We start from the raw sequence: 26,041 nt of genomic DNA on the forward strand, positions 1-26,041 counted from the left end.
AAAAGCTACACCGGAACCGGCACAGCATTTAAAATGTCATTCACTTGAGCTTCACCCGATTCATTATGCAAACCTAAGCGGTGCTGGCACACACTTGTAAAGACTGCTTGTATATCTTCAGGAATTACATAATCGCGTCCATCAATATAAGCCCATGATTTAGCAGCCTTAGCTAACGCAATGCTTGCTCGAGGTGATAATGAAGACGCAAACGCATTGCTGCTTCTTGTATAATTAACAAGCTCTATAATGTAATCAACAACGGGAGTGCTAAGTGTAACTTCACTAATTTGTGCCTGGATTTGTTTTAATTGCTGCTTATCTATCCGTTTAGGAAGTTGGCTGTAGTCGCGTTTTTGCATATTTAAAATTAAACGTTTTTCAGCTTCTTTTTGAGGAAAACCAAGGCTTATACGCATTAAAAATCGATCTAACTGAGATTCCGGTAGCGGATAAGTACCCGATTGGTATAAAGGATTTTGCGTAGCAATAACAAAAAATGGATCTGGAAGGCTATACTTTTTGCCATCAACAGTGATTTGTTGTTCTTCCATCGCTTCAAGTAATGCACTTTGCGTTTTTGGCCCTGTACGGTTTATTTCGTCAGCTAATACAACTTGACTAAAAATAGGGCCTTTATGAAACGTAAAGCTGTGATCGTTACTATTAAATACATTTGTACCGAGTATATCGGCAGGTAGTAAGTCACTTGTAAATTGAATTCGTTGGTAAGATAAGCCAAGTACTGCCGCTAAACCATGAGAAAGTGTGGTTTTTCCCATGCCAGGCAAGTCTTCAATTAGTAAGTGTCCTTCGCTAAACAAGCAAGTTAGTGCTAATTTTATCTGTTTTTGTTTTCCAAAAATAACATCTGATAAGTCTTCAATAATCGCTTTAACGGAGCTTTGCATGCTAACCTTTTATTATTCTATGTGTTCGAGACGTTTCATTACGGTATCAACTTTTTTTGCATTAAAAGGTTTTGCTATAAACCCTTTAGCTCCAAGCTCCCAAGTATTCTGAACATTTTCTAAGCTGTTATGACCTGAGCACATAACTACATGTGCGTTTGGGTAGGTTATATTAATAAATTCTAAAATATCAGTCCCATCAGAGTCGGGTAAGTCTACATCTAAAAAAATTACACTAGGGCATTTTTTATCAATAACTGGCTTGGCAGAGCTAAAATCCGTGCTTTCTAAAATATCTTCATAACCCAGTTCGGTTAATATTTGGTTTAGGTAATCACGGATTTCTTTAACATCGTCAATGATGAGGATAGGCTCTAAAGGGCGAACAAATTCCATATGTAAGTTACTTCTTTTAATACTTCTTAAGTACATTAATATTAAGCTATGACCTTAATAACCTCAAGAACGTTGCTTAAAAAATCACAATACATCCATACTTTTGTTGATTTTGTATTCTGCTTAAAAAATATCAAAACAACACTCAATTCTACTACTTTCTAATTAATTTAAAAGTTATCCATTTTATAAACACCCGCACACTCGTTTTTTGAACTACATCTAATACATTTACAAGTCATTGATATTAAGACTTTTAAATTAACAATTCTAATTTTGTAAATGTTTTGTAATAAAAAATCGTTGACCTATTAAAATCATTCTGTGATTATGCTCACCAGTTGAGCTTATGCTCATTGGTGGATTTTAATATAAAGTCACATCCAATGCTCACAATGCTTTTCTACACACTCACACTAAACACTACACAACACGAAGAGCTTATTATGTTAAAAAATAAAAATACAAAATTCGCAATCTCACTATTAACAGCTGCAATGGCTACCTCTATGTCAGCTCAAGCTGATGTTTCTGACTACTTAGACCGCGTTGATGTCGACTTTTTATTAATGCAAAATTTCCAGTCTATTCAAGCAAAAGAGGGGGCGTTTCGTCCTGAAGATGAAGTCCAAGAATCTGGATTTGGCCGTGTAAGAGCAAATTTACAGCTTAAATTTCATATTAATGAATTTATTACAGCTGATATTGATATAGCTGAAGAACCTAATGATTTTGGTGGCGGTGACCGAGATTTTTCATTTCATAATGACTTTGCCGGTGTTGAGTTTGATTTATTTGGCCTTTATGAAACACCAAAAGAAGATGAGAATCTGACCCTTAGGCTCGGTAACATTGGTGCATCACCGTTTCAATTCAAAGGATTCCAAGATGGAGCAGATAACCAAGGTAATGCATTAATTGGTAACGGAATAACTGATTACGCTACAGCTGAAAACGGCGCGCAACTTAGTTACACAAAAACTTACGACAGCGGTTTTCTTCGCTCATACAATGTGGCTGGCCATATAACAACCTCAAGCTTTGGCGAAGCATTCCAAGAAGACCGTGGTTACAATTACCGTTTACAAGGCACATTAGAATTTGAAGGTGGTTTCAAAGCGGGTTTAAATCTTTTCAAGGCCAATCAAGGCGACCAGTTAAACTTTGAAAATGGTGTAGCTAGTTTAGACGGAGTAACTACAACAAACTATCGTTTTGGCGATGGTGAAAACTATAACTTTTCTGCCTCACCATCAAATGAACGTGACACGCACGTAGGTGCAATGCCCGGACTAGAGCAGTCAATCATACAACTAAATCTAGCATACCAACCATCTGACGAAACAAGTTTAGTGTTCATGGTTGGTAAATCATCAGATGATTACACATTTGCAGATGCTGCGGGCAATGCAGTTGCAGGAATTACATACTTTGGTACCGATGGAGTAGCCGATGCTAATGGCACAACGTACGATTCAAACAGTGTGATCAAAGGTGATACATCAGTAGAATATTTTGTTTTTGAAGCACAACAATACCTTATCCCTAAACAGTTATATGTAGCAGCTCGTTATTCAGAAGCAGAAAATACATCTGATTTAATTGAGCAAACAGACAATACAGTAGAGCGTATTCAAGTTGCTGCGGGCTACTGGTTTAACGATAAAACGTTATTAAAAGTGGAATATGTAAATCAAGAAGAAGGCGTTAACTCTGCAGGCCAAATAGGCGCTGGTTTTGACGGTTTCACATCTGAGATTTCAGTTAAATTTTAACTTATATTCAGCAACTTAGTACTTAATATTCACGTAATTAAAGCTATTTAAATTCACTTTTATTAAGTACAAGTGCACCTTTTAATGTTAGAGATAAGGTATTTAAAATGAAAAATAAATTATTAATGCTTGCCTGTGGCATCATGGCAATGAGCAACGCTTACGCAAAAGAAACAATTACAATTGCTACTGTTAATAATGGTGACATGATCACCATGAAAGAACTAAGCAATGAATTCACCAGTCAAAACCCTAATATAGATTTGAAGTGGGTAACACTTGAAGAAAATATTTTACGCCAACGTGTAACAACAGACGTGGCAACAAAAGGTGGGCAGTATGATGTTATGACCATCGGTACTTATGGAGTACCAATTTGGGGTAAACAGAATTGGTTAACAGAGTTAGATAACCTTGGCAAAAATTACGATTTAGATGATTTACTACCCGCTATTCGAAGCGGCCTTACCGTTAACGATAAGCTATACGCCGCTCCTTTTTATGGCGAAAGCTCAATGGTTATGTACCGTACTGATTTAATGGCAAAAGCTGGGTTAACCATGCCTAAAGCACCGTCTTGGGACTTTATTAGAAAAGCAGCAAAAGCGATGACCAGTAAAGAGGATGGCGTTTATGGTATGTGTTTGCGTGGTAAAGCCGGTTGGGGAGAAAATATTGCACTGATTACATCAATGGCTAACTCATTCGGTGCACGTTGGTTTGACGAAAACTGGAAGCCTCAGTTTAATACACCTGAATGGAAAAAAACTCTTCAGTACTATGTTGATGTTATGAATGAATCAGGTCCTGCGGGTTCGTCAGCTAATGGCTTTAACGAAAATCTAGCATTATTTCAAACCGGTAAGTGTGGTATATGGATTGATGCAACAGTAGCTGGCGCATTTGTTACAAACAAAACAGATTCTGAAGTAGCCGATAAAGTTGGTTTTGCACTCGCACCTGACAACGGGCTAGGTAAACGTGGTAATTGGTTATGGTCGTGGACACTAGCCATTCCTTCAAGCAGTAAAAAACAAGATGCTGCAATGAAATTTATCAGCTGGGCAACATCTAAAGAATATACTCAACTTGTAGCCGATAAAAAAGGCTGGGCAAAAGTGCCACCGGGTACTCGTAAATCTTTATACAGTAACTCTCAGTATATGGAAGCAGCGCCTTTTGCTCAAATAACATTAGATTCAATCGAAACCGCAGATCCTAAAAACCCAACCGTAAAACCTGTTCCTTATGTTGGTATTCAGTTTGTTGCTATTCCGGAGTTTCAAGGGATAGGAACAGCAGTAGGGCAACAATTTTCAGCCGCTTTAACTGGGCAAATGACCGTTAAACAAGCGTTAAGCTCATCTCAACGTTTAGTTGAAAGAGCCATGCGTAAAGCGCGTTACCCTAAGTAGTATCAATTATAGGTGGGCAAGCTCTCAACTTGCCCTGTATTTTATGTCAGTTCTATTTATGATTTTACATATTATTAAGGGTTTCTGATTTTCACTTAATAGTGAGTAAATAGAATTGGCTTTTTTAAGGTCACCGTTATGGCAACAACTAACTCGCGTACGCTTGCTCGGTTCATGCTTCTTCCTAGCGTAACATTGTTACTCGCTTGGATGATTGTTCCGCTGTGTATAACATTGTATTTTTCATTCATTGATTACAATTTATTGGTTCCTGGAGATAAAGAATTTGTAGGTTTTTTAAACTATGAGTTTTTTTTAACTGATCCAGCGTTTTTTGAATCTTTTTTTAACACGCTTTACTTAGTTACTGGCGTGTTACTCATTACCATTTGTGGTGGTATAGGTTTGGCTATTTTATTAGACCAAGCAATATGGGGACGTAATTACGTTCGTATAATGGTACTTGCGCCATTTTTTGTTATGCCAACGGTTTCAGCCTTAGTGTGGAAAAACATGCTTATGAACCCTGTAAATGGTTTGTTTGCTCACTTTGCAATTTGGTTAGGTTTTGAGCCAATAGACTTTTTTGCTCAAATGCCGTTATTTTCAATCATTATAATTGTGTCTTGGCAGTGGTTACCATTTGCAGCACTGATTTTGCTTACAGCAATTCAGTCACTAGACCGCGAACAATTAGAAGCCGCTGATTTAGATGGTGCAGGCCCATTTAGTAAGTTTTTCTATATTGTTTTACCTCATTTATCTCGCGCTGTGACTGCGGTGATATTAATTGAAACCATCTTTTTAATCTCTATATTTGCTGAAATATTGGTTACAACAAGCGGTGGACCAGGTTATTCATCAACAAATATTACTTATTTAATTTATACCCAATCATTACTGCAATTTGATGTAGGTGTTGGTTCGGCAGGTGTTATAGTTGCCGTGATCATTGCAAATATAGTAGCAATATTTTTAATGCGCTTAATTGGCAAAAACTTGGAGGGGTAAAATGAGTATTAAAAATAACACACGTTCAACACTTATTTATACCATTGCGGCATGGACAGTCAGTTCAATGATTTTCTTCCCTATTTTATGCACGTTGATCACAAGTTTTAAAACAGAATCTGAGGCTATATCAGCTACACCCACTTTGTTTGCATTCGAGTGGACGCTAATAAATTACTCAGATGTATTATCACGCTCACCATACTTTACGCATTTTTGGAATTCGATTGTTATTTCATTAGGGTCAAGTTTATTAGGTTTATTAATTGCTGTACCGGCAGCATGGTCCATGGCTTTTGTGCAAAGTAAAAAAACAAAAAATTTACTAATGTGGATGCTTTCGACCAAAATGCTACCGCCGGTAGGGGTGCTAATACCTATTTACTTATTATTTCGCGACTTCGGTTTACTCGATACAAAATTAGGTTTAGTTATCGTCATGACCCTTATAAATTTACCAATTATGATCTGGATGCTTTATACCTACTTCAGAGAAATACCGGGTGAAATATTAGAAGCTTCACGCATGGATGGTGCAACAATTGGCGAAGAAATATTTCATGTATTACTGCCTATAGCCTTACCTGGCATTGCTTCAACATTATTGTTAAATGTAATTTTAGCCTGGAACGAGGCATTTTGGACTCTAATATTAACCGCAGCAAATGCTGCACCATTAACTGCATTTATAGCCAGTTATTCAAGCCCTGAAGGGTTATTTTACGCCAAATTATCGGCAGCATCTGCCATGGCCATTGTGCCAATTTTAATTCTTGGTTGGTTTAGTCAAAAACAATTAGTGCGCGGCTTAAGCTTTGGCGCAGTAAAGTAGGAGAACACACATGGGCAGCATCACACTAAAACAAGTCACTAAAAACTTTGACGACGTAAACGTTATTAAACCGTTAGATTTAGAAATTAAAGACGGTGAATTTATTGTTTTCGTTGGGCCATCTGGCTGTGGTAAATCAACATTACTACGCATGATTGCAGGGCTTGAAGACACAACAAGCGGAAATATTGAAATAGACGGGCAAGATGCAACACATACACCACCTGCTAAAAGAGGTTTGGCAATGGTGTTCCAATCTTATGCGTTGTACCCACATATGAGCGTTCGCAATAACATTGCTTTTCCACTTAAGCGCGCTAAAGTAAGCGCTGCAGAAATAGAAACTAAAATCGCTAACGCCGCTAAAATTCTTAATTTAACTGATTATCTAGATCGAAAACCAGGACAGCTATCAGGTGGTCAACGTCAACGAGTAGCAATAGGGCGCGCAATTGTTAGACAACCCTCTGCATTTTTATTCGATGAGCCACTATCAAATTTAGATGCTTCATTGCGTGTAAATATGCGTCTTGAAATTTCAGAGCTGCATAAAAGTTTAGCCACTACAATGATCTATGTAACTCACGACCAAGTTGAAGCAATGACAATGGCCGACAGAATTGCCGTATTTAATGGCGGTATTATCGAGCAAGTAGGTACTCCATTGGAACTTTATCAACACCCAGTAAATAAATTTGTGGCAGGTTTTATTGGTTCACCAAAAATGAACTTTATTGATGTACCAAATGGTGACACTAATGGAGCGTCAAGCTTAGGTGTTCGTCCAGAGCACTTTATAATATCGCAAGATACAGGCACGTGGTCAGGTAAAGTAGGGGTAATTGAGCACTTAGGGTCTGAGAGCTTTCTACATGTAACACTTACAAATGGCAGCACAGTGACCGTAAAAGCTGACGGTGATTGCTCGCTCCAATACGGTGACTCTGTATTTTTAACTGCGCAAGAAAATAAGGTACACAGGTTTGATAAAAATGGGGTAACGATTAAAGCTAGCAACTAAGTTTGAAAGCAATAGAGCCAATACCTTATTTGGTCATAATTAACTTTAAGGTATTGGTTATTAGCTCATTATTGGCTTCGGCATTATATAAATAAATGATATATTTGTCTTAAAGCATAAGTTTGAAGCCATTAATAATATCAAACACAAGTTACTCCTTAATTACAGAGGTTTAAGTGGCAAAATTATCGAATACAGAAATAAGAAAACTTGATGATGCAGCAAGAGCGGGGTGGTTATATTATGTCGCCGGCCAAACTCAAGACGAAATAGCGAAAAAGCTTAATGTATCTCGTCAGTCAGCGCAGCGAATGGTTGCTTTATCAGTTAGCCAAGGCCTAATAAAAGTAAGACTTGATCACCCCATTGCCAAATGTATGGATTTAGCAGAAAAATTAAAAAGCCGATTTGGTTTAGCATCATGTGAAGTGGTGCCAAGCGATCCTTCTGAACCATCATCTACAGTCGGACTTGCACAAGCTGGTGCCGCTGAGATACAACGCCATTTGAAATCAGAAACGCCAAAAGTATTAGCAATGGGAACAGGTAGAGTTTTGCGTGCTATTGTTGATGAACTACCAATACTTGATTGCCCACAACATAAAATAGTGGCTATGTTAGGTAACATGGCGTTAGATGGTTCGGCTTCGCCTTACGATGTTGTAGTTAGAATGGCTGAACACACTAATGCAAAACATTATCCGATGCCATTGCCAGTTTTACCGCGCAGTATTGAAGAAAAAAACCAACTACATGCACAACATAATATAACTGCTAACCTGAAGCTTGCTAAAAATGCAGACGTAACTTTTGTTGGCATTGGTAGTTTAGGTGAAAAGTCACCATTACACATAGATGGTTTTGTTGACGCTGATGAATTAAAAGAGCTTCAAAACTTAGGCGCCGTTGGCGAAATGATCAGCTGGGTTTACGATAAAAATGGTAAATTGCTAGATTGCACTGTAAACCAACGCGTTGCGAGTACGCCATTAGTAACAAATGAAAACAAACAAATTTATGCAATAGCTGCAGGTGAAGAAAAAGTGTTGGCTATACTAGGCGCAGTAAGATCAAATATGATTAGTGGTTTAATCACTAACGAATATACCGCAGAACGTTTACTCAGCATTGATTGAGTTATTTGAAAATTGCATTGTGTATTACAAAATTTTTATAGCGAACAAAACTTTCTTATGTCCGATACCGTCTAGTATTGGACATAATAAGAGTGCATTCATGCGCTCTTATTAAATAACATTTAACTACCTATAATTTATATTATGTTAAATGCAGTATTTTAATTACTTAGTAAGGTAAAGTGCTTATCTATTTAACGTATAAGACGCTCTATTTCACTATTATCTATTTTAAATCATGATTAACGGCATAAACTTATACCGCTAATCATGTAGATATTTTAATTACAGCCTAACTCACTTGCTAAACCAAATACGGATGATTCTATTGTTTGTGCCTGATTACTCGTTAAATTAGGTAAAACATTAATGCCAGTTCTACTTTCAACTTCATCAATACTTACTTGGGTATTACAAAAATTATCTCTGCGGCCAGCACTTTGCTGCATAATAAATGCTGATGCTTTAATGGTGTTACCAGATTGCTTCATTACAATTTTAAAATAACCACTTGGTATAGTATGGTTTTCATTTGCTCGTGGTAAATCTGCAAAGTAATATTCGTACATTGGACCAGTAACTACGTATAAGTTATTTCCATCATCAACATGATTTCTTACCGCTGTTTCAAGCCTAACCCATGGCCCTTGGTTTAATGCTGAAGATTGTGGTGTAATATTAGAAAGCAAATTTGTTAAACGCCAATCAGCTGTATTACTAAAAGATGCCAATGGAACCTGATGCCCCCGGTCAGTATTAATTGTTGCATATGCATCGGTATAGTCACTGGGTTCAAGCGTATAATGGGAATATAAATCAGGGTCTGATTTCCAACTCCTTGATCTTGATGGTCCGCTCATTGTATTGGGCGTTACTTGGTATGCTACCCAGTCTGCAAATTTTGTGTAACGGTTATTTTTTAAAGTATAAATACTACGTTCAATTGTTTTACCGTTGTTTAATCCTGTTGGACAACCTTCTAAGCAATTGGCAGCATTGGCAGTTGAAGCTAGTAGTAAGCTTGTTAAGGTTAGTGATATATTTATAAATGATTTCATTGTTTTTTTATCCTGTATAAATGAGGATAAAAACCTAACAAGTTTATGTTACAGATATATTTAACTTTATACATATATTCAATAAGTTAATTGCATATATGTATATTTAGCACTTAAGTATTGTGTTTAATTGTTAATTTATTCGTTCTAGTTAATCGCTTAATAAAAAGGTAATAAACACCCTACCAATAGTTATTTATGCATTTTAAATAAATCCTAGGCATAAAAAAACGCAGGCAAATGCCTGCGTTTTTATAATTTAATAAAATAAGATTAATGAAGTGCCGCTGTAAATGGAATACTTTTACAAATTTCAGCCTCAGCAACTAATAACTCTTCTAAACGCACGTCTACTTCTTCTTTGTCGAAGTATTCGTAGGCTAGCTCTACAAATAAGTTTTTGTGCTTTTCTTCTGATTTAGCAATGGCTACATAAAACTCTTTTTCTTTACCTTCAGGTAATGCTTGCGCAACTAATGAAAAACGTTCGTGTCCACGAGCTTCAATTACACCGCCAACTAATAACCTATCCATTAAAAAGCCATCACGTCCGTGCCTAAATAAAGCACGAATTTGCTTTATGTACGGATCTTTTTGGTCATCACCCAATGTTGTGTCGCGTTCAGTTAATAGCTTGAGTACTTGTTTAAAATGAATAAGCTCTTCAAGTGCTAAATCGGTCATTGCTTTTACAAGTTTACGCTTGTCTGGGTAATGCGAAAGCATTGAAATAGCCATGCCTGATGCTTTTTTTTCAGCAGCCGCATGATCTTGCAAAAAGGTGTTAAAGTCGGCAAGTACAGCCTCGGTCCATTCAAATGGCGTTTGGTATTTTAATTCAAACATAATAAATACTACCTAAAAAATAATGCGGGAATTTTAACGTATTTGAAAATAAAAATCTCGCAATAGGTTTTAGTAAAGCAATGCTCTTAAGGCTTAATTTAGATAATTACAGTTGGGAGGTGTAAGGTAAATGTTTATCTATGCGCCCTTTTGCTGTCGACTCTATTTTTAACGGGTGTTTAATATCGTTCCATGCGGTGACTTTTCCGCCCATATTCATTTTATCAAAATCAGTTTTATCACTTTGTATGTTCAAAAAATCACATACTTTTTGATAACTCCCCGCCTTTGCAATATCAATCGATAAAAAGTCAGCTTGTCTTTTTTCAAAATAATACTGTGCAGCATTTAGGTGACGCTTGTAACAGTCTGCTAAGTAACTATCATCACTAATGTTTTCGAGAGATAAATTAGAAAAAACATCAAAGTAACACCGTTTTATATGAATATTAAAACCGCCATCTGTACGTGTTAAATTAGTATGCATACGTGTGAGTAATTGCCTAATTGATGGCAACCAAACATCAATTTCTCTTTCCAAATATATAAACTTAGACTCTGGGTAATGCTTATCAAGCATTTTATAATCAGTAAATATGGGGGTGTCGGCAATAGCTTGTGCATTGTCAAAACTAGCTTTTGTGTATGCTGTGTGTGCGGTGGCTAAACCTAATTCTAGTAGTGCGTGGCACACACTAGTTGTGCCTGTTCTCGGTAAGCCTATTACAAATATTTTAGTCATGTACTGTACTTTAATTAGCTATTACGAGTGAGTAATAAAACAAACGCGCTTATTATCATAACCAGAAAAGTAGCTACAGTCCCTATTTGACGATACTTTAAGTTTTTTTCTACTATACCTAGGTTATGAAAAAATCGACCAATTAACAAAGATGCGCCTAAAAGGTGACAATAATGACTGGCTAGACCTTGGTATTCGGCTAAAAATAATAAAATAACAGCAAAAGGTACATATTCCATAAAGTTTGCATGTGCTCTAATTGCACGTTGTAAAACTGAATTACCGTTGTCACCTAATGATATTTGCTCTGCTCTGCGAACTTTTATGACATTAAAGCTTAAATAAATATAAAAAAAAGCGAGCAATGCAGCGTATGTTGAAATAATCACAGTGTGTTCCTATTAGTTTTTGTTTTAAACGCATTAAGTATGCGCAGCGTTAAGCTGTGCAGATAATAACATATAAATTAACGGCTTTATCACAAGTTTAAAGTTCAACTATGATAAGGTGATAGCCATATTTTATACGCAATCATAGGGATTATATGTTTGTTCCTCGCAAAGTGGCCGATAGTTATCGTGAAATGATAAACAGCATTGGCTTTTACCCTTCTGTGCTTTCTGTTGGTTTTTTGTTTTTTGCCATCATTACAATGTCGGTTGAATATTTAGCCCCTGTTGAGCAGTTGAAGTCTTTTATCTCAGTGGTTTTGGTTGATAGCGCAGAAAATGCGCGAACAATTTTAAGTACGCTAGCAGGTAGTATTATCTCATTGACTGTATTTAGTTTTTCTATGGTTATGGTGGTTTTAAACTCGGCTAGTGCAAGTCTATCGCCTCGCGTTGTGCCCGGTTTAATTACGAGAAAGTCTCATCAAATGGTGCTCGGCTTTTACTTAGGCAGTATCATTTACTCTATTATCATGCTTATAAATATTAATAAGTTAGAAGGCGGCAGCACTGCAATTCCGTCTATAGGTGTTTTATTTGCTTTAATTTTTGGCTTGATTTCATTAGGGTTATTTGTATTTTTTATTCATTCTATTTCACGCGCTATCCAAGTTGATAATGTCCTCAATGGTTTGTTTAGCCAGACTAAAAAAGAAATTAAAGCGATTATTAAAAGACAAAAAGAGGCTCCTGTCAGTGAGTTTCCAGATTTTTCAACATGGCACTCTATAAGCAGTAAAACAGAGGGTTATTATAAGGGTGTGCAAACAGATAAATTGTGTGCAATTTTAAAAGAGCACGATATAAACTTATATATTTCTGTTAACCAAGGATATTTTACAGTAAAAGGTTATCCATTTTTAAAATGTAATGTCGATATAACACACGATGAAGAGCTCTTAGAAAAAATATTAGATTGCTTTATTTTTTATATAGAAGAGTACATTAGCGACCACTACCGCTATGGTTTAACACAAATATCTGAAATAGCAGTAAAAGCTATGAGCCCTGGCATTAACGATCCAGGTACCGCTGTTAAATCAATTGATATGCTGAGTATTTTACTGATTGAGCGCCTATCTCTTAACGATATAAATTATTCGTTTAAGCACAGTGAAAAAAAACCTCTTTTATATTTACATGAAACCAGTTTTGATGAGTTACTGCATGATAACTTTTCGCCGCTTCGTCATTATGCAAAAGGTGACGCCTACGTAATGACAAATGTATTAGAAGCATTTAAAAATATTTTATTTGTGGCGCACGATAATGAAAAAGCACGCGAAAGCTTATTTAATTATTTATTCGCTATTGTTGATGACATAAACATGAATGTGACTAACGAGTACGACAGGCGCGAAATTTGTAATATGCTAAATTCTATAACACGCATCAATGAGCAACAAGGTAGTCAATTGGTGGCACGTTTTGAGCACCACCAAAATAATTCCTACTCAATATAATAAATAGCGTAACTAGATGCTGTTACCTTAATTTCTCCACTGTGATACGCATCCGGGACATAATTACCGGGTGCACTATCCGCCATTACCATTTCTTTTGCACGCATATAGGGCTGAGTTTGAACATTAAGTGGGCTCAACGATGCGTTATATAGTCCTTTTAACGACACATCAAAGTCGTCGCTTAATTCTTTAGCCGCTTTTTTAGCATCTTGTATTGCCATTTTTTGAGCTTTTTTATGAAGCTCGTTATAGTTGCTAGCTAAAAATTGGGTATTGTTAATTTGGTTTATGCCGTTATTAACCAAACTTTGTAATAACGTAGGGTATTTACTTATATCAGTAAGTTTGACCGTTAGTGTTCGGGTAATTTTGAAACCGATAAATTCTTGCTGTCCAGTTTGGCGATTGTATTGAGTATCGCGGTGTATATTAATTTGCCCTGCGTTAATGTCAGTGTCTTTAACGCCTAACGTTTTTACTAATTTGATGGCTTTTGCCATAGTGATATCGGCTTTGTTTTTTGCAGCTATTAGGTCTTTATTTACCTCAGTGATACCCACACTCACTTTTACATAATCAGGCATGGTGGTAAGTGTCGCTTGCCCTTTCACATATATGTGTGGTGCATCGGGTGTTGGGCTGGCAACGGCATTAAAACTAAGTGTGCTTAATGCTATGGCGCTGCCGAGAAAAAGTTTTAGTGTGTTCATCATAGAATCCTTTTTGTTTTATACTAATTTGCTTAATTAAGTATGATCGCGGATTTGCATTAGCTCTATTAAAGAGCCTAATGGGTTAACAATAAATGAACAAGCATAAAAAAACAGGCTAGCGCCTGTTTTTTGTTATGTGTTGTAACGCAGGGTTACATAAAATTACTTATACTACTTAAACGCTGCAACGTTTGTAGTTACGGTATTTTGGTAACCAATAATTTTTATCAATGGCTGCCCACAGAGCATCGTCAGAAATTTCCAACGCAACACCCTCTTCTATCGCTTTTTTAGCAATAGCAAATGCAATGCGTTTACTAAGCGTTTCAATTTCTGTTAATGCTGGTAATAAACTGCCTTTACCGCTGTTTGCTCGCGGTGAAGACTCAGCAAGCATTTCACTCGACACGCTAAGCATGGCATCTGTAATGCGTGTAGCCTTAGCTGCAATAACGCCTAAACCAATACCAGGGAAAATATAACTGTTGTTACACTGTGGAATTGGGAAAGTTTCACCATTATATTCAACGGGATCAAACGGGCTACCTGTTGCAACTAATGCTTTACCATCAGTCCATTTAATGACGTCTTCTGGGTGTGCTTCTACCTGTTTAGACGGGTTACTTAACGGGAAAATTATAGGTTGTTCACACGTTGAATGCATTGCACGAATAACTTGCTCTGTAAACAAACCCGGCTGACCCGATACACCAATAAGTATGTCTGGTTTTGCACAATGCATTACATCTAACAAAGACGCGTATTCACCACTGTAAGTCCAATCATTTAGCGCGTCTGTTGGTTGCGCTAAAGCTTGTTGGAAGTCGCGTAGACCTTCCATGCCATTAGTTAACAGACCAAAACGATCAACCATAAATACTTGGCTACGTGCTTGCTCTTCAGAGATACCTTCAAATACCATTTGGCTAATAATTTGTTCAGCAATACCACAACCCGCAGAGCCTGCACCAACAAATACAACCTTTTGTTGGCTAAGAGTTGAGCCTTTAACACGACACGCAGCTAATAAAGAGCCAACTGTTACTGATGCAGTGCCTTGAATGTCATCGTTAAAGCTACAAATTTCTTCACGATAGCGCTTAAGAAGCGGCATAGCATTAGGTTGTGCAAAGTCTTCAAATTGAAGCAATACATTTGGCCAACGGCGTTTGACCGCTTTAATAAATAGATCTAAAAACTCATCGTACTCGTCTTGAGCTATACGTTTATGGCGTGCGCCCATATACATAGGATCATTTAAAAGCTTTTCGTTGTTGGTCCCTACGTCAAGCATAACTGGCAATGTATATGCTGGGCTTATGCCACCGCACGCGGTGTACAATGACAATTTACCAATAGGAATACCCATGCCACCAATACCTTGGTCGCCTAGCCCTAATATACGTTCACCGTCGGTCACAACAATGACTTTTACTTTACCTTTTGTGGCATTACGTAAAATGTCGTCAATTTGGTAACGGTCTTCGTACGAAATAAACAAGCCACGTGCGCTGCGGTAAATATCCGAAAACTTTTCACAGGCATCACCCACTGTAGGGGTGTAAATAATTGGCATCATTTCTTCAAGATGATCGCGCACTAAGCGGTAATAAAGCGTTTCGTTGTTATCTTGAATGGCACGTAAATAAATGTGCTTATTTAAATTGTCGGTAAAACTTGAGTATTGCTGATAACAACGTTCAACTTGCTCTTCGATGGTTTCAAAGCGTGGAGGAAGTAAACCTGCAAGGTTAAAATTTTCGCGCTCTTTTTTACTAAACGCACTGCCCTTGTTTAGTAATGGCGTTTCAATAAGGCCAGGGCCAGAGTGATGAATATATAAGTAATTAGGATCAGTATTTGTTGTCATATTTCCAGGCTTTAATGAGTCTTAAGTTATGATCTGTCATTATCAATGCTCAGAATTTAAATGCAATGAACATAGTACTTGTCAGACCATTGAGAATACAAACACGCACATAGGTCGTGTTTGTATTATAAATAATTTAAAATTTGAAAGTGGCGTTATTGTTAGTTAAATCAGACAACGCAACACCTTCACGGCGCGGATCGGCTGCGCCATACAGCTTATTATTTTTCACTTCAACGCCATGTAAACCTGAATTTAGGTCTAACACACGCACTTTATGACCACGTGAAGTGAGTGCTGGTGCAAGTGATTCAATAACGGTGCCTTTTTCAAGGCTGGTGTAATCATTACGATTAGTAGTGCGCGGCAGGTTAATAGCTTCTTGCACCGATAAATTCCAGTCTAAAACGCCAACAACTACTTGAGCGACGTAGTCAATAATGCGGCTACCACCAGGAGATCCTACAACTAAACGTAAGCTACCATCTTCATTAAAAACCATAACCGGTGACATAGAACTGCGCGGGCGTTTTCCTGGCTCTACACGATTAGCAACTAACTTACCGTTTTTACGAGGAGAAAGTGAGAAATCGGTTAACTGATTATTTAAAATATAACCATTAACCATAACTGTAGAGCCAAATGCCATTTCTATTGAGCTGGTCATTGATACTGCATTACCAAAGCTATCAACAATAGAGACATGCGATGTTGAAGGGAGTTCATACGAATCATCTTGTGCATAACTTAAGTAGTTAACGGGGTCGCCGGCAACTGCATGCTGATCTTTTTCGGTTATGAGTGTTGCGCGTGATTTAATGTAGCTTTTGTTTAATAGCGCTTGAGTTGGTACCTCAGTAAAATCTGGGTCACCCATGTATACATTTCTATCGGCAAAGGCAATACGCGACGCTTGGCTGAAGTAATGAATTGCTTGTTCGCTGTTAGGCTTTAAGGCAGAAATATTTGTATGCTCTAGTAACCCTAGTATTTGTAAAACAGCCACACCGCCACTACTTGGTGGTGCCATAGAACATACGTTATAAACACGGTATTTTATACAAACAGCATCGCGTTCTTTGCTTTTGTATTGTGCAAGGTCTTGCTGAGATAATTTACCGGGTGCAATTTTTGAATTTTGTACCGCACTTACCATTTTTTTTGCGTTTTCACCTTTATAAAACGCATCAATGCCTTCATTAGCAATGGCTTTGTATAAATCAGCAAGCGGCTGGTTTTTTTTTACGGTACCGGCCTCAATGAGTTTACCATTTGGGTAAAAGTATTCATTTATCACTGGCATACTCATAACACCTGGATTTAGCTGGCGAGCTAACAAACCATGTAATCGAGGCGATACAACAAACCCTTGTTCAGCAAGTTCAATAGCCGGTTTAAATAGCTGTTCCCAAGGTAATAAACCATAGTGCTTATGCGCATTTGCAAAGGCATGTAGAACACCAGGTACGCCTACAGAACGACCGCCTACAACGGCTTCAATCCATTTGACCGCTTTGCCATGCTTATTTAAAAATAAATTTTCATTCGCATTTTTAGGGGCCGTTTCTCTTCCATCAAAGCTGGTTAACTTATTATTTTCTTTGTTGTAGTACATCATAAATGTACCGCCACCAATACCCGATGACTGAGGCTCAACAAGTGTTAAAACAAGTTGAGTGGCTATTGCTGCATCAACTGCACTGCCGCCTTTTGCTAATATTTGCTGTCCCGCTTGAGATGCATATGGATTTGCCGCGGCAACCATGTATTTGTCACCTACAACGATCTGCTTAGAACTAATTGATGTGGTAGCTTCTGGTTCGCGAACTTCTACTTTTGTGGGTTCTTTTGATAGCACCGGCAAAGAGAGTACACCTAAGCCGATAGCAAATAATGAGTTAAGTCTAAAATGCATAAAAAATACTAAAAACACTTAATTACAATAGGTAATTGGCATCTTAAAGTTAAACGGGCACAATATGCAAAAATTAATACTAAAAAAATACAATAAAATGCTTAATTTACCTATACAGCCTCGTTATATTTTACCACCTTTATTATTGATACTTTTTAGCACTATTTTTGCTGCATTTGATTTAAATAATTTACTAGAATTTAACCGAACATTAGTTAATAAAGATGAGCTTTGGCGTATTTTTACTAGCCAATTTGTACACGCAAATTGGGCCCATTTGGGGTTAAATATAAGCGGGATTTTTTTAATTTGGTTATTACATGGTGAGTATACTAGCCCTACCCGGTACTTTCTAAATACAATCACTTTAGCGCTTTGGTGCGGTTTAGGCGTGTATTTTTATTGCCCAGACATACATATCTATACAGGTTTAAGCGCGCTGTTACACGGTGTTATTATTTGGGGCGCAGTAAAAGATATTACACAAGGGCTTAAATCGGGGTATTTATTATTCATCGGTGTGTGGGTAAAAATAGCATATGAGCAATTGAGTGGTCCAAGTGCTGATATAGGCGAGCTTATTAATTCGACCGTTGCAATAGATGCTCATTTAATTGGCGTTATTGGTGGATCATTGTTAGGCATCGAGCTTGTTATTAAATATTATAAAAATAGAGCCAAAGGTTAAATAAAAACGCCACTTTAATCAAAGTGGCGTTTTACATAGTTTATTTAAAGGGTGTCTTTAAATAGTTTATAAATACGGCGGTATTCATCTAACCAACTTGACGGTTGCACAAAACCATGTGGTTCAACTGGGAAGATAGCCGTTTCAAAGTTTTCTTTTTCAAGCTCAATTAAGCGCTGGACTAAGCGTACTGAGTCTTGAAAAAATACGTTATCGTCTACCATTGGTGCATTTATCAATAATGGCTTATTTAAACCTTCTGCAAAGTAAATAGGTGAGCTACGCTCGTATGCAATGGGATCTACATCTGGATGGTTTAAAATATTGCCCGTATAGGCCGTATTGTAGTGTGCCCAATCAGTTACCGGGCGAAGTGCTGCACCTGATTGAAACAACTCTGGTGCAGTAAATAATGCCATAAAGGTCATAAAGCCACCATAAGAACCACCGTAGGTGCCTACTGCTTGCGTGTCGACGTTAGCATTTTCAGCCATCCATTTAACACCATCAGCTAAATCTTGCGTTTCTGGTGTGCCCATTTGACGATAAATAGCTGTACGCCAGTCGCGGCCATACCCTTTAGATGCACGGTAGTCCATATCCATTACCACGTAACCTTCATCAGCCAATAATGAATGAAACATAAACTCTCTAAAGTACACAGACCAACCCATATGTGAGTTTTGTAAATAACCTGCACCGTGATTAAAAATAACTGCTTTACGTGTTTTACCACCTTCGCCTTCTACGTAATCAGCTGGGTAGTATACCTTGGCATATATTGGCGCATCAGTATGGCTAGACGGCACTGCAACTATTTTCGGTGCAGTTAATTTTTTAGCTAAAAAAGCGCTTGATACTGTATTAGTTAAACGTGTTGGCGTTGCATTTGCTTTAGCATCCGCAATATATAACTCGCTAGGCATGGTAATTTTTGAATGAACAAGCAGTAATTTTTCTTCATCTGGACTCAACGTGTAGTCGGTCATGCCATTTAGATCAGTAATTTTTTCACTTTTAGCTGTTTGTGGATCTACACGGAAAATTTCGTATAGACCAGGGTGTTCAACATTAGCTTTGTAATAAATAGCAGAATCATCGCTTGTAACTGTTGGGTTTGATACCTCAAACTCACCCTGAGTTAACGCAACGGCGTTACCGTTTAATGGTTTTTTATAAAGCTGGCTGTACCCAGACTCTTCTGAAAGGTAATAAAGCGTGTTTGCATTATTCAACCAGCCAAAATTATTAAATGCATAAGCGATCCATGCGTCGTCATGTAAACGATGCTGCGACACCAGTTTATTGTTTTCAAAATCTACGGTCGCAATCCAGCGATCTTTGTTGTCCCACGCTTCAAGCATAATAGCAACTTGCGAACCATCGTTATTCCAAACTATTGGGCTTTGTCCTAATCCCCAATTTGTGATCAAATTAATAGCGCGTGGTGAGTTTTTTGATTCGTAGGTTTTACCTAATCGTGCATAATTTTCTTGTTTTACACTTGCTAATACATCTTCATCAAAACCTGGCAGCGAATCAAACGCTAGTGTGTTTTGTGTTTTATCATTTAAATTAATGTATATAACTTGCGATGTTTCTTCTTTTGCATCAGCTATACGACGGCGAACTTTTTTAGGTGCTATGGTGGCGTCGTCAGTCACATAATGTGGCATTATATCGGTGTCACTTCGCCAACTTGATTGTTTTTTTACGACAACTAGTAACGCATCTCCATTGGGTGAAAGTTCTACGTGATCAACTTTATTACCTTTGCCTAAATAGTAACTTGTATTTGCTACAGAGCTATTTAGTTCGTTTATTTTCGCGTTACGTGCGTGTTGGTCTTTTTTATTTTTGTGTTCAAGAGCAATGTATTCAATAAGCTTATGCTGCTCTTTTGCAATGTACGAACTTGGCTCGCTAATTCCTTTTGGTTTATCAGCAAGTTTTAAGTTAGCAATTTCTTGTGTTAACCCCGTAACTAAATCAACTTTAAAAAACATATTCCCTTGGCGATAAGCCAAAGTACCATCGTTTAAAAACTGCGGATTAGATTCGTTAGCTGTGCTATGGGTTATTTGGCGCAGTGTGTTAGTTTTAATATTTTTTACAAACACATTGCCTTTAAAGACGTAGGCTTGCAGAGCCTTGTCGTTTGAATAAACCGCATTTCTAGCACCCAGTGTATGTAGTTTATTTAATGCTATTTGTTCTGCAGTTTGTGACGTTACAGACTGGCTAAATAAGTCACGTAATGTGCTACCTTGTTGCTTTTGAGCATAAATAATTGTTGCCGAATCAGCAGCCCAAAAGGCATTTTGTGGTTGGTTGCCTATCCAATCAGGATCGGCCATTGCTTGTTTTAAAGTTATTTTTTCTGAACCAACATCGGCAGGTGTACTAACCACCGATTCAACTTTGTTTTTTTCCAAAGCATTATTTGTTGAGGCTGTGTTTGCAGTTGCACTACAGCCCGCAAGCATTACGCTTGAGGCAACAGCTAATGCTACTAACGTTTTAGATGAAGAAAAATTAAAAATCATAGTGCTTCTATACCGTTATTATAATTAACGGGTATTTAAGCAGAAGCACTAAAGTTAATGCAATTTTTTAAGATAAATAGCCATTTAACAGGGTAAAGCTCAGTTTACTTAAGCCTTAATTATTTAATCACTAAATCTAGCCATACTAGGCGATGATCGCTTGATGCACTTCTATCTTTAATTAAGCGATATTGTTCGTTTGATTCAACTGGCCAAAATACCCCACCTTCTTTAATATCTAAACCGTAAGTTGATGGCAATACATAGTCTACTCGTGCTTGCCAATTGGCAGTAAAGTGTTGTGCATAGGCAAGTTCATATTGCTGTTTAGCGCCTGCACTTTTAGGTACAAACTGTGCATTAATTAATGGATTTTTTAGCAATTGATCTGTTGTTTCTAAACGCGCTTTATCACCTTCTGGTGCTGCGTTTAAATCCCCTAAAATAACAAAACGCGACTGAGCCTCTAGCCCTCCTTTTGTGCCATTATCATCATATAGGTAGTCTACATTGGCTACATAGTCGGCAATTAATCTAATTTCGTCATGGTTACGTTTACCATTTCTATCTTCTTCGCCGTCAAATACTGGAGGCGTAGGGTGAGACGCCAATATATGCACTGCTTTATTATCAATTACAACGGGGACATCCCAAAACGATTTAGAACTTAACCTAAGCGCTTGCCACTCTTGAGCGTTATACCAATTCTCGCCTGTTTTTGGCATCAACGGCATTTTTGCATTAGGCATATCTTTGTATTTAAAGGTTTGAAGCGTTCTGATTTTGTCAAAATCGATTGGGTATTTCGATAATATGGCCATACCATAATGCCCTTCAAAAAAGCCAAAGCCTTGGGCATCCCCCATCACTTTACTTTTTTTTCCATCGTTATCTAGGTCAAACTCTGTCGCAAGTCCAGTATTGACGGGGGCTATATAAGAATAAGGATAATCTATGGCTTTTTGCTTGTTTTGGCTTACGGCTAAGTAATGCGTTTTAAAGTAATCAATACCTTGCTCTTTAGGTACAAAATCAAATTCGTTCAGTAAAATAATATCAGGGCGAACGCGCTGAATAATTTCTGCAATATTTTTTATCTGTTGTGTGTTTGAGGTAAGAGCGTTGACTAAGGCATCACTTTTAATAGGCTCGCCTTTAGCGGTGTAATTTGTGGCATCCATACTTACATTAAACGTTGCAACACGAATTGTATCGGTTGCGAACGCATTGAGACTCAATGAAGCAGCTGTTAGCAACGCACCAAACGTTAGATCAAATTTCATTTAATTATCCTACTTATAAAAAAGTAATTTTGATTATTTAATAATGTAACCTGTTTTTGTTTTTTCAGGCAAAAAAAAGCCGAGATTACTCGGCTTTTATTATTTCATTTTTTATTCGTATAGTTTTGAACTAGTCGGCCAGCAACTACTTCTAAGATCTGCTCAATCCCTAAATAACATCCATGTGCAAAACAGTAAGAAGGCTTACCTAATCATAACCTACTAGACCATACAGCTTTAGCCATACAAAAAAACACCCTAACCTAGAATGAGTTTTTCTGCCGTTTTTAAAATTCCCGGGTAATCGTGCTCTGGTAAATAATCAGTTAATTGGCTTAACTTATCTGACAGGTCATTCATATTATGAGCCGATACATTTATATGACCCATTTTACGACCTGGCTTAGCCGTTTTACCGTACCAATGACTTGTCACGTCGGGTAATGTAAGCACCTCAGCAGGGATGCTTGCTTGTCCTAGTACATTGATCATAGCTGTAATATGTTTAAGCTCAGTATTACCAAGTGGTAAACCTGCAACGGCACGCATATGATTTTCAAATTGCGAACAATGGCAACCTTGCTGAGTCCAATGACCTGAGTTATGTACACGCGGTGCAATTTCATTAACTAATAGTGTGCCCATTACATCAAAAAACTCAATGGCCAATACACCTACATAGTTAAGTTCGTTTGCAATTTTTGTAAATGCATCGTTTGCTTGAGCTTCAACATTTTGGTTATTTTTACCCGCAACCGACAGTGTTAACACACCATTGGTGTGTTCGTTTTCTGTTAATGGGTAAATTGCAACATTACCGTGCTTATCTCTTGCGCCAATAATCGACACTTCTCGGTCAAACGGGATCATTTTTTCAGCAATAATAGTATGCGGCGCATCTAGTGTTCCCGATGCTATAAACTCAGCCATTTCAGACCAAATTTCGTCAATTTGCTCATCAGATTTTAAACGCCACTGCCCTTTACCATCGTACCCTGCTTGGCAGGTTTTTATAACAAGTGGCTTACCCAGGTTTTTAGCGGCCAACTCCAAATGTACTTTTTCTGTAATTAACTGATAAGGCGCGCATTCAACACCGGTTTTGTTAAGTAACGCTTTTTCTAGTGCTCTATCGCCACCCGTTTTAATTGCAGCTTTACCCGGATAAAACTTATTACTGTTGCAGCATAGCGTTAATACATCATCAGGAATGTGCTCAAATTCTGCCGTGATTGCATCAGCGTCGCTAATTGCTTGTTCAAGTGTAGTTGTGTAAATCTCACCCGTTAGCGGGTGCTTAATTTGTTTAGTTCCCACATCGTAGGCAACTACATTCAAATTAAGCGGTGCGCCTGCAAGGCTCATCATACGTGCAAGTTGTCCGGCACCTAAAATTAAAATATTCATTGTTACTCTGCAGGGTTTGGGTTGGCTAATATTGTGTCTGTTTGATTTTTACGAAACGCTTCGATTTTTTCAAAAATGTCGGGGTTATGGCACCCTAAAATTTGTGCGGCTAATAAGCCTGCGTTTGCAGCGCCTGGTTCACCAATTGCTAAGGTACCTACTGCTACCCCTTTTGGCATTTGGCAAATTGACAATAGAGAATCAACACCATTTAATGCCTTTGATTTCACAGGAACGCCTAAAACAGGAACAGATGTAAAAGCCGCTGCCATACCCGGTAAATGGGCTGCGCCACCTGCGCCGGCAATAATAACTTTAATGCCACGTTCTGCAGCAGAGCTTGCATAATCAGCAAGTAATTGAGGAGTGCGGTGTGCAGATACAACTTTGGTTTCGTACTTAATACCAAACTGCTCTAGCATCAGTGCAGCGTGTTCCATGGTTGGCCAATCTGACTTAGAACCCATAATAATGCCAACAGTCATAAATACTCCTCAGTAATGTATTTTAAAATAGCGGACTTATGTCCGGTTTTAGGCGGGTATTATACCCAAACACGTTTAATTTGCGAGGTTCGAATGGTATTAAATGAAGATTAAAGGCTAATTTTTTATAAATAATTAATACACAACAAAAACAAAAAAAGCCATGTTAAACATGGCTTTTTGTAAATCTGAAGTTGCAACGTAATTACGCTTCTTTACTTGCTAGGTACTCAGAGTAATTACCTCTAAAGTCGATTATTTTACCGTCTTTAATTTCCCATATACGGGTTGCAACAGAAGAGACAAACTGGCGGTCATGCGATACAAAAAGTAAAGTGCCTTCGTATGCTTCAAGCGCTAAGTTTAGTGCTTCAATCGATTCCATATCCATGTGGTTGGTTGGCTCATCCATTAAAAGTATGTTTGGTTTATGCATCATAATTTTGCCAAACAACATACGGCCTTGCTCACCACCTGATATTACTTTTACCGACTTTTTAATATCGTTCTGTGAGAACAACATACGACCTAAAAAGCTGCGAACAACTTGCTCGTCGTCGCCTTCTTGCTGCCATTGCTCCATCCACTCAAACAAGTTCATGTCTTTTTCGAATTCGTCAGCGTGGTCTTGCGCATAGTAACCGATGTTAGCGTTTTCAGACCACTTAAATTCACCTGCCTTTGGTGTAAGTTTTCCTGCTAACGTGTTAAGTAACGTTGTTTTACCTACGCCGTTTTCACCAATTATGGCAATACGCTCGCCAACTTCAACTAAACCTTCAAGGCCTGAGAATAAAGTATTGTCTTCAAAACCTTGGCTGATACTTGTCATTTCTAGCGCGTTGCGGAACAGCTGTTTTTCTTGGTCAAAACGAATAAACGGTGTTTGACGAGATGATGCTTTTACTTCGTCTAACTGAATTTTATCGATACGCTTAGCACGCGATGTGGCTTGCTTAGCTTTTGAAGCATTAGCCGAGAAGCGTGATACAAACTGCTGGAGCTCGGCAATTTGACTTTTCTTCTTTGCATTTTCACTTAATAGGCGTTCACGTGCTTGCGTTGCTGCAAACATGTATTCGTCGTAGTTACCAGGATAAATGCGTAGCTCACCGTAATCTATGTCGGCCATGTGTGTACACACAGAGTTTAAGAAGTGACGGTCATGCGAAATGATTATCATAGTACAATCGCGCTGATTCAATACATCTTCTAACCACTTGATAGTGTAAATGTCCAAGTTATTGGTAGGCTCATCAAGTAGCATAATATCAGGGTCAGAAAACAGAACCTGTGCAAGTAACACTCGCAGTTTAAAACCCGGTGCAATTTCAGACATAGGACCATAGTGCTGCTCAGTAGCAATACCAACACCTAATAAAAGCTCACCCGCTTTAGACTCGGCTGAGTAACCATCCATTTCAGCAAATTCAGTTTCAAGATCGGCTACTTTCATACCGTCTTCTTCACTCATTTCAGGTAAAGAATAAATACGATCACGTTCTTGTTTAATAGCCCATAACTCTTTGTGACCCATGATCACAGTATCAATTACAGAGTATTCTTCGTAAGCAAACTGGTCTTGATTTAGTTTAGCAACACGCTCATTTGGATCAGTGCTTACGTTACCCGAAGATGGCTCTAGTTCACCACTGAGTATTTTCATAAATGTTGATTTACCACAACCATTTGCACCAATTAAACCGTAACGGTTTCCTTCGCCAAATTTTGCTGAGATATTTTCAAATAACGGTTTAGCACCAAATTGCATGGTGATGTTAGCTGTACTAATAATAGCGCTACCCTCCAAGGGAGACAGGATGTATTTAAATTGCGCGCAGTTTAAACCAAAATGGCCTATTTTTCTATCACAAATCAAACTTACCAAGCACCAAAACTTAATGATTAAGAGTACAGATTTCTAATTTTATTTTGGTATTTACCTTATGGTTAATATTAAATTTAATGCTAAATAGCCATGCTCATATAAATTTTTAAAAATTAAGTAAAGTTATGCTATTTAATTGAAAAACATAAGAATTAGAGTTTTTATACTAGAAACATAATTAATAGCTA

Annotated in this window: 22 protein-coding genes; 8 read left to right on the forward strand and 14 right to left on the reverse strand. The window is 37.7% G+C overall.

Going from position 1 to position 26,041, the window contains the following annotated elements; all coding sequences use genetic code 11:
- Window positions 1-5: 5 nt before the first annotated feature.
- Both PS1M3_RS08060 and PS1M3_RS08065 read right to left on the reverse strand, forming a co-directional pair.
- On the reverse strand, window positions 6-911 hold the full coding sequence (locus PS1M3_RS08060; RefSeq protein ID WP_203987160.1) for a MoxR family ATPase: 906 nt from the start codon (window positions 909-911) through the stop codon (window positions 6-8).
- Between the two features lie 12 nt (window positions 912-923).
- Window positions 924-1,307, reverse strand: coding sequence for a response regulator (locus PS1M3_RS08065; RefSeq protein ID WP_006792946.1), 384 nt, complete (start codon window positions 1,305-1,307; stop codon window positions 924-926).
- Window positions 1,308-1,753: 446 nt separating this feature from the next.
- Between PS1M3_RS08065 and PS1M3_RS08070 the strand changes: the two genes are divergently transcribed.
- The 6 genes from PS1M3_RS08070 to PS1M3_RS08095 all read left to right on the forward strand — a co-directional run bounded on the left by PS1M3_RS08070 (window position 1,754) and on the right by PS1M3_RS08095 (window position 8,497).
- A complete protein-coding gene (locus tag PS1M3_RS08070; RefSeq protein WP_203987163.1) occupies window positions 1,754-3,082 on the forward strand; it encodes a hypothetical protein in 1,329 nt (442 codons plus the stop codon).
- 107 nt (window positions 3,083-3,189) lie between these two features.
- Window positions 3,190-4,497 carry a sugar ABC transporter substrate-binding protein gene (locus PS1M3_RS08075; protein ID WP_203987166.1) on the forward strand — a complete coding sequence of 436 codons (1,308 nt, stop codon included), beginning with the start codon at window positions 3,190-3,192 and terminating at the stop codon, window positions 4,495-4,497.
- 138 nt (window positions 4,498-4,635) lie between these two features.
- Window positions 4,636-5,508: a carbohydrate ABC transporter permease gene (locus tag PS1M3_RS08080; RefSeq protein WP_203987168.1), complete on the forward strand. Its 873-nt coding sequence runs from the start codon at window positions 4,636-4,638 to the stop codon at window positions 5,506-5,508.
- Between the two features lie 67 nt (window positions 5,509-5,575).
- Window positions 5,576-6,340 carry a carbohydrate ABC transporter permease gene (locus tag PS1M3_RS08085; protein WP_371816612.1) on the forward strand — a complete coding sequence of 255 codons (765 nt, stop codon included), beginning with the start codon at window positions 5,576-5,578 and terminating at the stop codon, window positions 6,338-6,340.
- Between the two features lie 10 nt (window positions 6,341-6,350).
- Window positions 6,351-7,361: an ABC transporter ATP-binding protein gene (locus PS1M3_RS08090; protein WP_010556506.1), complete on the forward strand. Its 1,011-nt coding sequence runs from the start codon at window positions 6,351-6,353 to the stop codon at window positions 7,359-7,361.
- Window positions 7,362-7,537: 176 nt separating this feature from the next.
- On the forward strand, window positions 7,538-8,497 hold the full coding sequence (locus PS1M3_RS08095) for a sugar-binding transcriptional regulator (protein WP_203987172.1): 960 nt from the start codon (window positions 7,538-7,540) through the stop codon (window positions 8,495-8,497).
- Window positions 8,498-8,778: 281 nt separating this feature from the next.
- On the opposite strand, the gene PS1M3_RS08100 is transcribed toward PS1M3_RS08095, so the two are convergent.
- The 4 genes from PS1M3_RS08100 to PS1M3_RS08115 all read right to left on the reverse strand — a co-directional run bounded on the left by PS1M3_RS08100 (window position 8,779) and on the right by PS1M3_RS08115 (window position 11,532).
- Entirely contained in the window at window positions 8,779-9,555 is a 777-nt protein-coding gene (locus tag PS1M3_RS08100) for a DNA/RNA non-specific endonuclease (RefSeq protein ID WP_010556505.1), read from the reverse strand.
- A gap of 273 nt (window positions 9,556-9,828) precedes the next feature.
- On the reverse strand, window positions 9,829-10,401 hold the full coding sequence (locus PS1M3_RS08105) for a tRNA-(ms[2]io[6]A)-hydroxylase (RefSeq protein WP_008133023.1): 573 nt from the start codon (window positions 10,399-10,401) through the stop codon (window positions 9,829-9,831).
- 106 nt (window positions 10,402-10,507) lie between these two features.
- A complete protein-coding gene (locus PS1M3_RS08110) occupies window positions 10,508-11,143 on the reverse strand; it encodes a sulfotransferase (RefSeq protein ID WP_203987174.1) in 636 nt (211 codons plus the stop codon).
- A 14-nt stretch (window positions 11,144-11,157) separates the two neighbouring features.
- Entirely contained in the window at window positions 11,158-11,532 is a 375-nt protein-coding gene (locus PS1M3_RS08115) for an MAPEG family protein (RefSeq protein WP_006792956.1), read from the reverse strand.
- Window positions 11,533-11,687: 155 nt separating this feature from the next.
- Here PS1M3_RS08115 and PS1M3_RS08120 point away from each other — a divergent pair, with 155 nt between their 5' ends.
- The gene (locus PS1M3_RS08120; protein WP_039037021.1) at window positions 11,688-13,055 is read left to right on the forward strand and encodes a DUF2254 domain-containing protein; all 1,368 of its coding nucleotides are present in this window, start codon (window positions 11,688-11,690) and stop codon (window positions 13,053-13,055) included.
- On the opposite strand, the gene PS1M3_RS08125 is transcribed toward PS1M3_RS08120, so the two are convergent.
- The 3 genes from PS1M3_RS08125 to ggt all read right to left on the reverse strand — a co-directional run bounded on the left by PS1M3_RS08125 (window position 13,043) and on the right by ggt (window position 17,556).
- On the reverse strand, window positions 13,043-13,768 hold the full coding sequence (locus tag PS1M3_RS08125) for an SIMPL domain-containing protein (RefSeq protein WP_203987290.1): 726 nt from the start codon (window positions 13,766-13,768) through the stop codon (window positions 13,043-13,045). The two genes, PS1M3_RS08120 and PS1M3_RS08125, sit on opposite strands and share 13 nt — an antisense overlap.
- A 178-nt stretch (window positions 13,769-13,946) precedes the next feature.
- Entirely contained in the window at window positions 13,947-15,641 is a 1,695-nt protein-coding gene (locus PS1M3_RS08130) for an NAD-dependent malic enzyme (protein ID WP_008133030.1), read from the reverse strand.
- A 136-nt stretch (window positions 15,642-15,777) separates the two neighbouring features.
- Window positions 15,778-17,556, reverse strand: a complete 1,779-nt coding sequence (gene ggt, locus PS1M3_RS08135) for a gamma-glutamyltransferase (protein ID WP_203987176.1) — start codon at window positions 17,554-17,556, stop codon at window positions 15,778-15,780.
- 64 nt (window positions 17,557-17,620) lie between these two features.
- Here ggt and rrtA point away from each other — a divergent pair, with 64 nt between their 5' ends.
- A complete protein-coding gene (gene rrtA, locus PS1M3_RS08140; RefSeq protein ID WP_239104493.1) occupies window positions 17,621-18,244 on the forward strand; it encodes a rhombosortase in 624 nt (207 codons plus the stop codon).
- A gap of 44 nt (window positions 18,245-18,288) precedes the next feature.
- Here rrtA and PS1M3_RS08145 read toward each other — a convergent pair whose 3' ends face one another.
- The 5 genes from PS1M3_RS08145 to PS1M3_RS08165 all read right to left on the reverse strand — a co-directional run bounded on the left by PS1M3_RS08145 (window position 18,289) and on the right by PS1M3_RS08165 (window position 25,760).
- Window positions 18,289-20,790, reverse strand: a complete 2,502-nt coding sequence (locus tag PS1M3_RS08145; RefSeq protein ID WP_203987178.1) for a prolyl oligopeptidase family serine peptidase — start codon at window positions 20,788-20,790, stop codon at window positions 18,289-18,291.
- A gap of 119 nt (window positions 20,791-20,909) precedes the next feature.
- Entirely contained in the window at window positions 20,910-22,073 is a 1,164-nt protein-coding gene (locus PS1M3_RS08150; protein WP_203987180.1) for an endonuclease/exonuclease/phosphatase family protein, read from the reverse strand.
- Window positions 22,074-22,331: 258 nt separating this feature from the next.
- Complete coding sequence (locus tag PS1M3_RS08155; RefSeq protein ID WP_203987182.1) at window positions 22,332-23,480, reverse strand: 5-(carboxyamino)imidazole ribonucleotide synthase; 1,149 nt, start codon at window positions 23,478-23,480, stop codon at window positions 22,332-22,334.
- Between the two features lie 2 nt (window positions 23,481-23,482).
- A complete protein-coding gene (gene purE, locus PS1M3_RS08160) occupies window positions 23,483-23,965 on the reverse strand; it encodes a 5-(carboxyamino)imidazole ribonucleotide mutase (RefSeq protein WP_006792966.1) in 483 nt (160 codons plus the stop codon).
- A 205-nt stretch (window positions 23,966-24,170) separates the two neighbouring features.
- Entirely contained in the window at window positions 24,171-25,760 is a 1,590-nt protein-coding gene (locus PS1M3_RS08165) for an ABC-F family ATPase (RefSeq protein WP_074210169.1), read from the reverse strand.
- Between the last annotated feature and the right edge of the window lie 281 nt (window positions 25,761-26,041).

This window comes from Pseudoalteromonas sp. PS1M3, assembly GCF_016865405.1.
GTDB classification, from domain to species: Bacteria; Pseudomonadota; Gammaproteobacteria; order Enterobacterales; family Alteromonadaceae; genus Pseudoalteromonas; species Pseudoalteromonas marina.

What these genes read in the sequence shown, in the direction of transcription:
- PS1M3_RS08060 (WP_203987160.1), bottom strand. Translation starts at nt 911, where the DNA reads ATGCAAAGCTCCGTTAAAGCGATTATTGAAGACTTATCAGATGTTATT.
- PS1M3_RS08065 (WP_006792946.1), bottom strand. Translation starts at nt 1,307, where the DNA reads ATGGAATTTGTTCGCCCTTTAGAGCCTATCCTCATCATTGACGATGTT.
- PS1M3_RS08070 (WP_203987163.1), top strand. Translation starts at nt 1,754, where the DNA reads ATGTTAAAAAATAAAAATACAAAATTCGCAATCTCACTATTAACAGCT.
- PS1M3_RS08075 (WP_203987166.1), top strand. Translation starts at nt 3,190, where the DNA reads ATGAAAAATAAATTATTAATGCTTGCCTGTGGCATCATGGCAATGAGC.
- PS1M3_RS08080 (WP_203987168.1), top strand. Translation starts at nt 4,636, where the DNA reads ATGGCAACAACTAACTCGCGTACGCTTGCTCGGTTCATGCTTCTTCCT.
- PS1M3_RS08085 (WP_371816612.1), top strand. Translation starts at nt 5,576, where the DNA reads ATGATTTTCTTCCCTATTTTATGCACGTTGATCACAAGTTTTAAAACA.
- PS1M3_RS08090 (WP_010556506.1), top strand. Translation starts at nt 6,351, where the DNA reads ATGGGCAGCATCACACTAAAACAAGTCACTAAAAACTTTGACGACGTA.
- PS1M3_RS08100 (WP_010556505.1), bottom strand. Translation starts at nt 9,555, where the DNA reads ATGAAATCATTTATAAATATATCACTAACCTTAACAAGCTTACTACTA.
- PS1M3_RS08105 (WP_008133023.1), bottom strand. Translation starts at nt 10,401, where the DNA reads ATGTTTGAATTAAAATACCAAACGCCATTTGAATGGACCGAGGCTGTA.
- PS1M3_RS08110 (WP_203987174.1), bottom strand. Translation starts at nt 11,143, where the DNA reads ATGACTAAAATATTTGTAATAGGCTTACCGAGAACAGGCACAACTAGT.
- PS1M3_RS08120 (WP_039037021.1), top strand. Translation starts at nt 11,688, where the DNA reads ATGTTTGTTCCTCGCAAAGTGGCCGATAGTTATCGTGAAATGATAAAC.
- PS1M3_RS08125 (WP_203987290.1), bottom strand. Translation starts at nt 13,768, where the DNA reads ATGAACACACTAAAACTTTTTCTCGGCAGCGCCATAGCATTAAGCACA.
- PS1M3_RS08130 (WP_008133030.1), bottom strand. Translation starts at nt 15,641, where the DNA reads ATGACAACAAATACTGATCCTAATTACTTATATATTCATCACTCTGGC.
- ggt (WP_203987176.1), bottom strand. Translation starts at nt 17,556, where the DNA reads ATGCATTTTAGACTTAACTCATTATTTGCTATCGGCTTAGGTGTACTC.
- rrtA (WP_239104493.1), top strand. Translation starts at nt 17,621, where the DNA reads ATGCAAAAATTAATACTAAAAAAATACAATAAAATGCTTAATTTACCT.
- PS1M3_RS08145 (WP_203987178.1), bottom strand. Translation starts at nt 20,790, where the DNA reads ATGATTTTTAATTTTTCTTCATCTAAAACGTTAGTAGCATTAGCTGTT.
- PS1M3_RS08150 (WP_203987180.1), bottom strand. Translation starts at nt 22,073, where the DNA reads ATGAAATTTGATCTAACGTTTGGTGCGTTGCTAACAGCTGCTTCATTG.
- PS1M3_RS08155 (WP_203987182.1), bottom strand. Translation starts at nt 23,480, where the DNA reads ATGAATATTTTAATTTTAGGTGCCGGACAACTTGCACGTATGATGAGC.
- purE (WP_006792966.1), bottom strand. Translation starts at nt 23,965, where the DNA reads ATGACTGTTGGCATTATTATGGGTTCTAAGTCAGATTGGCCAACCATG.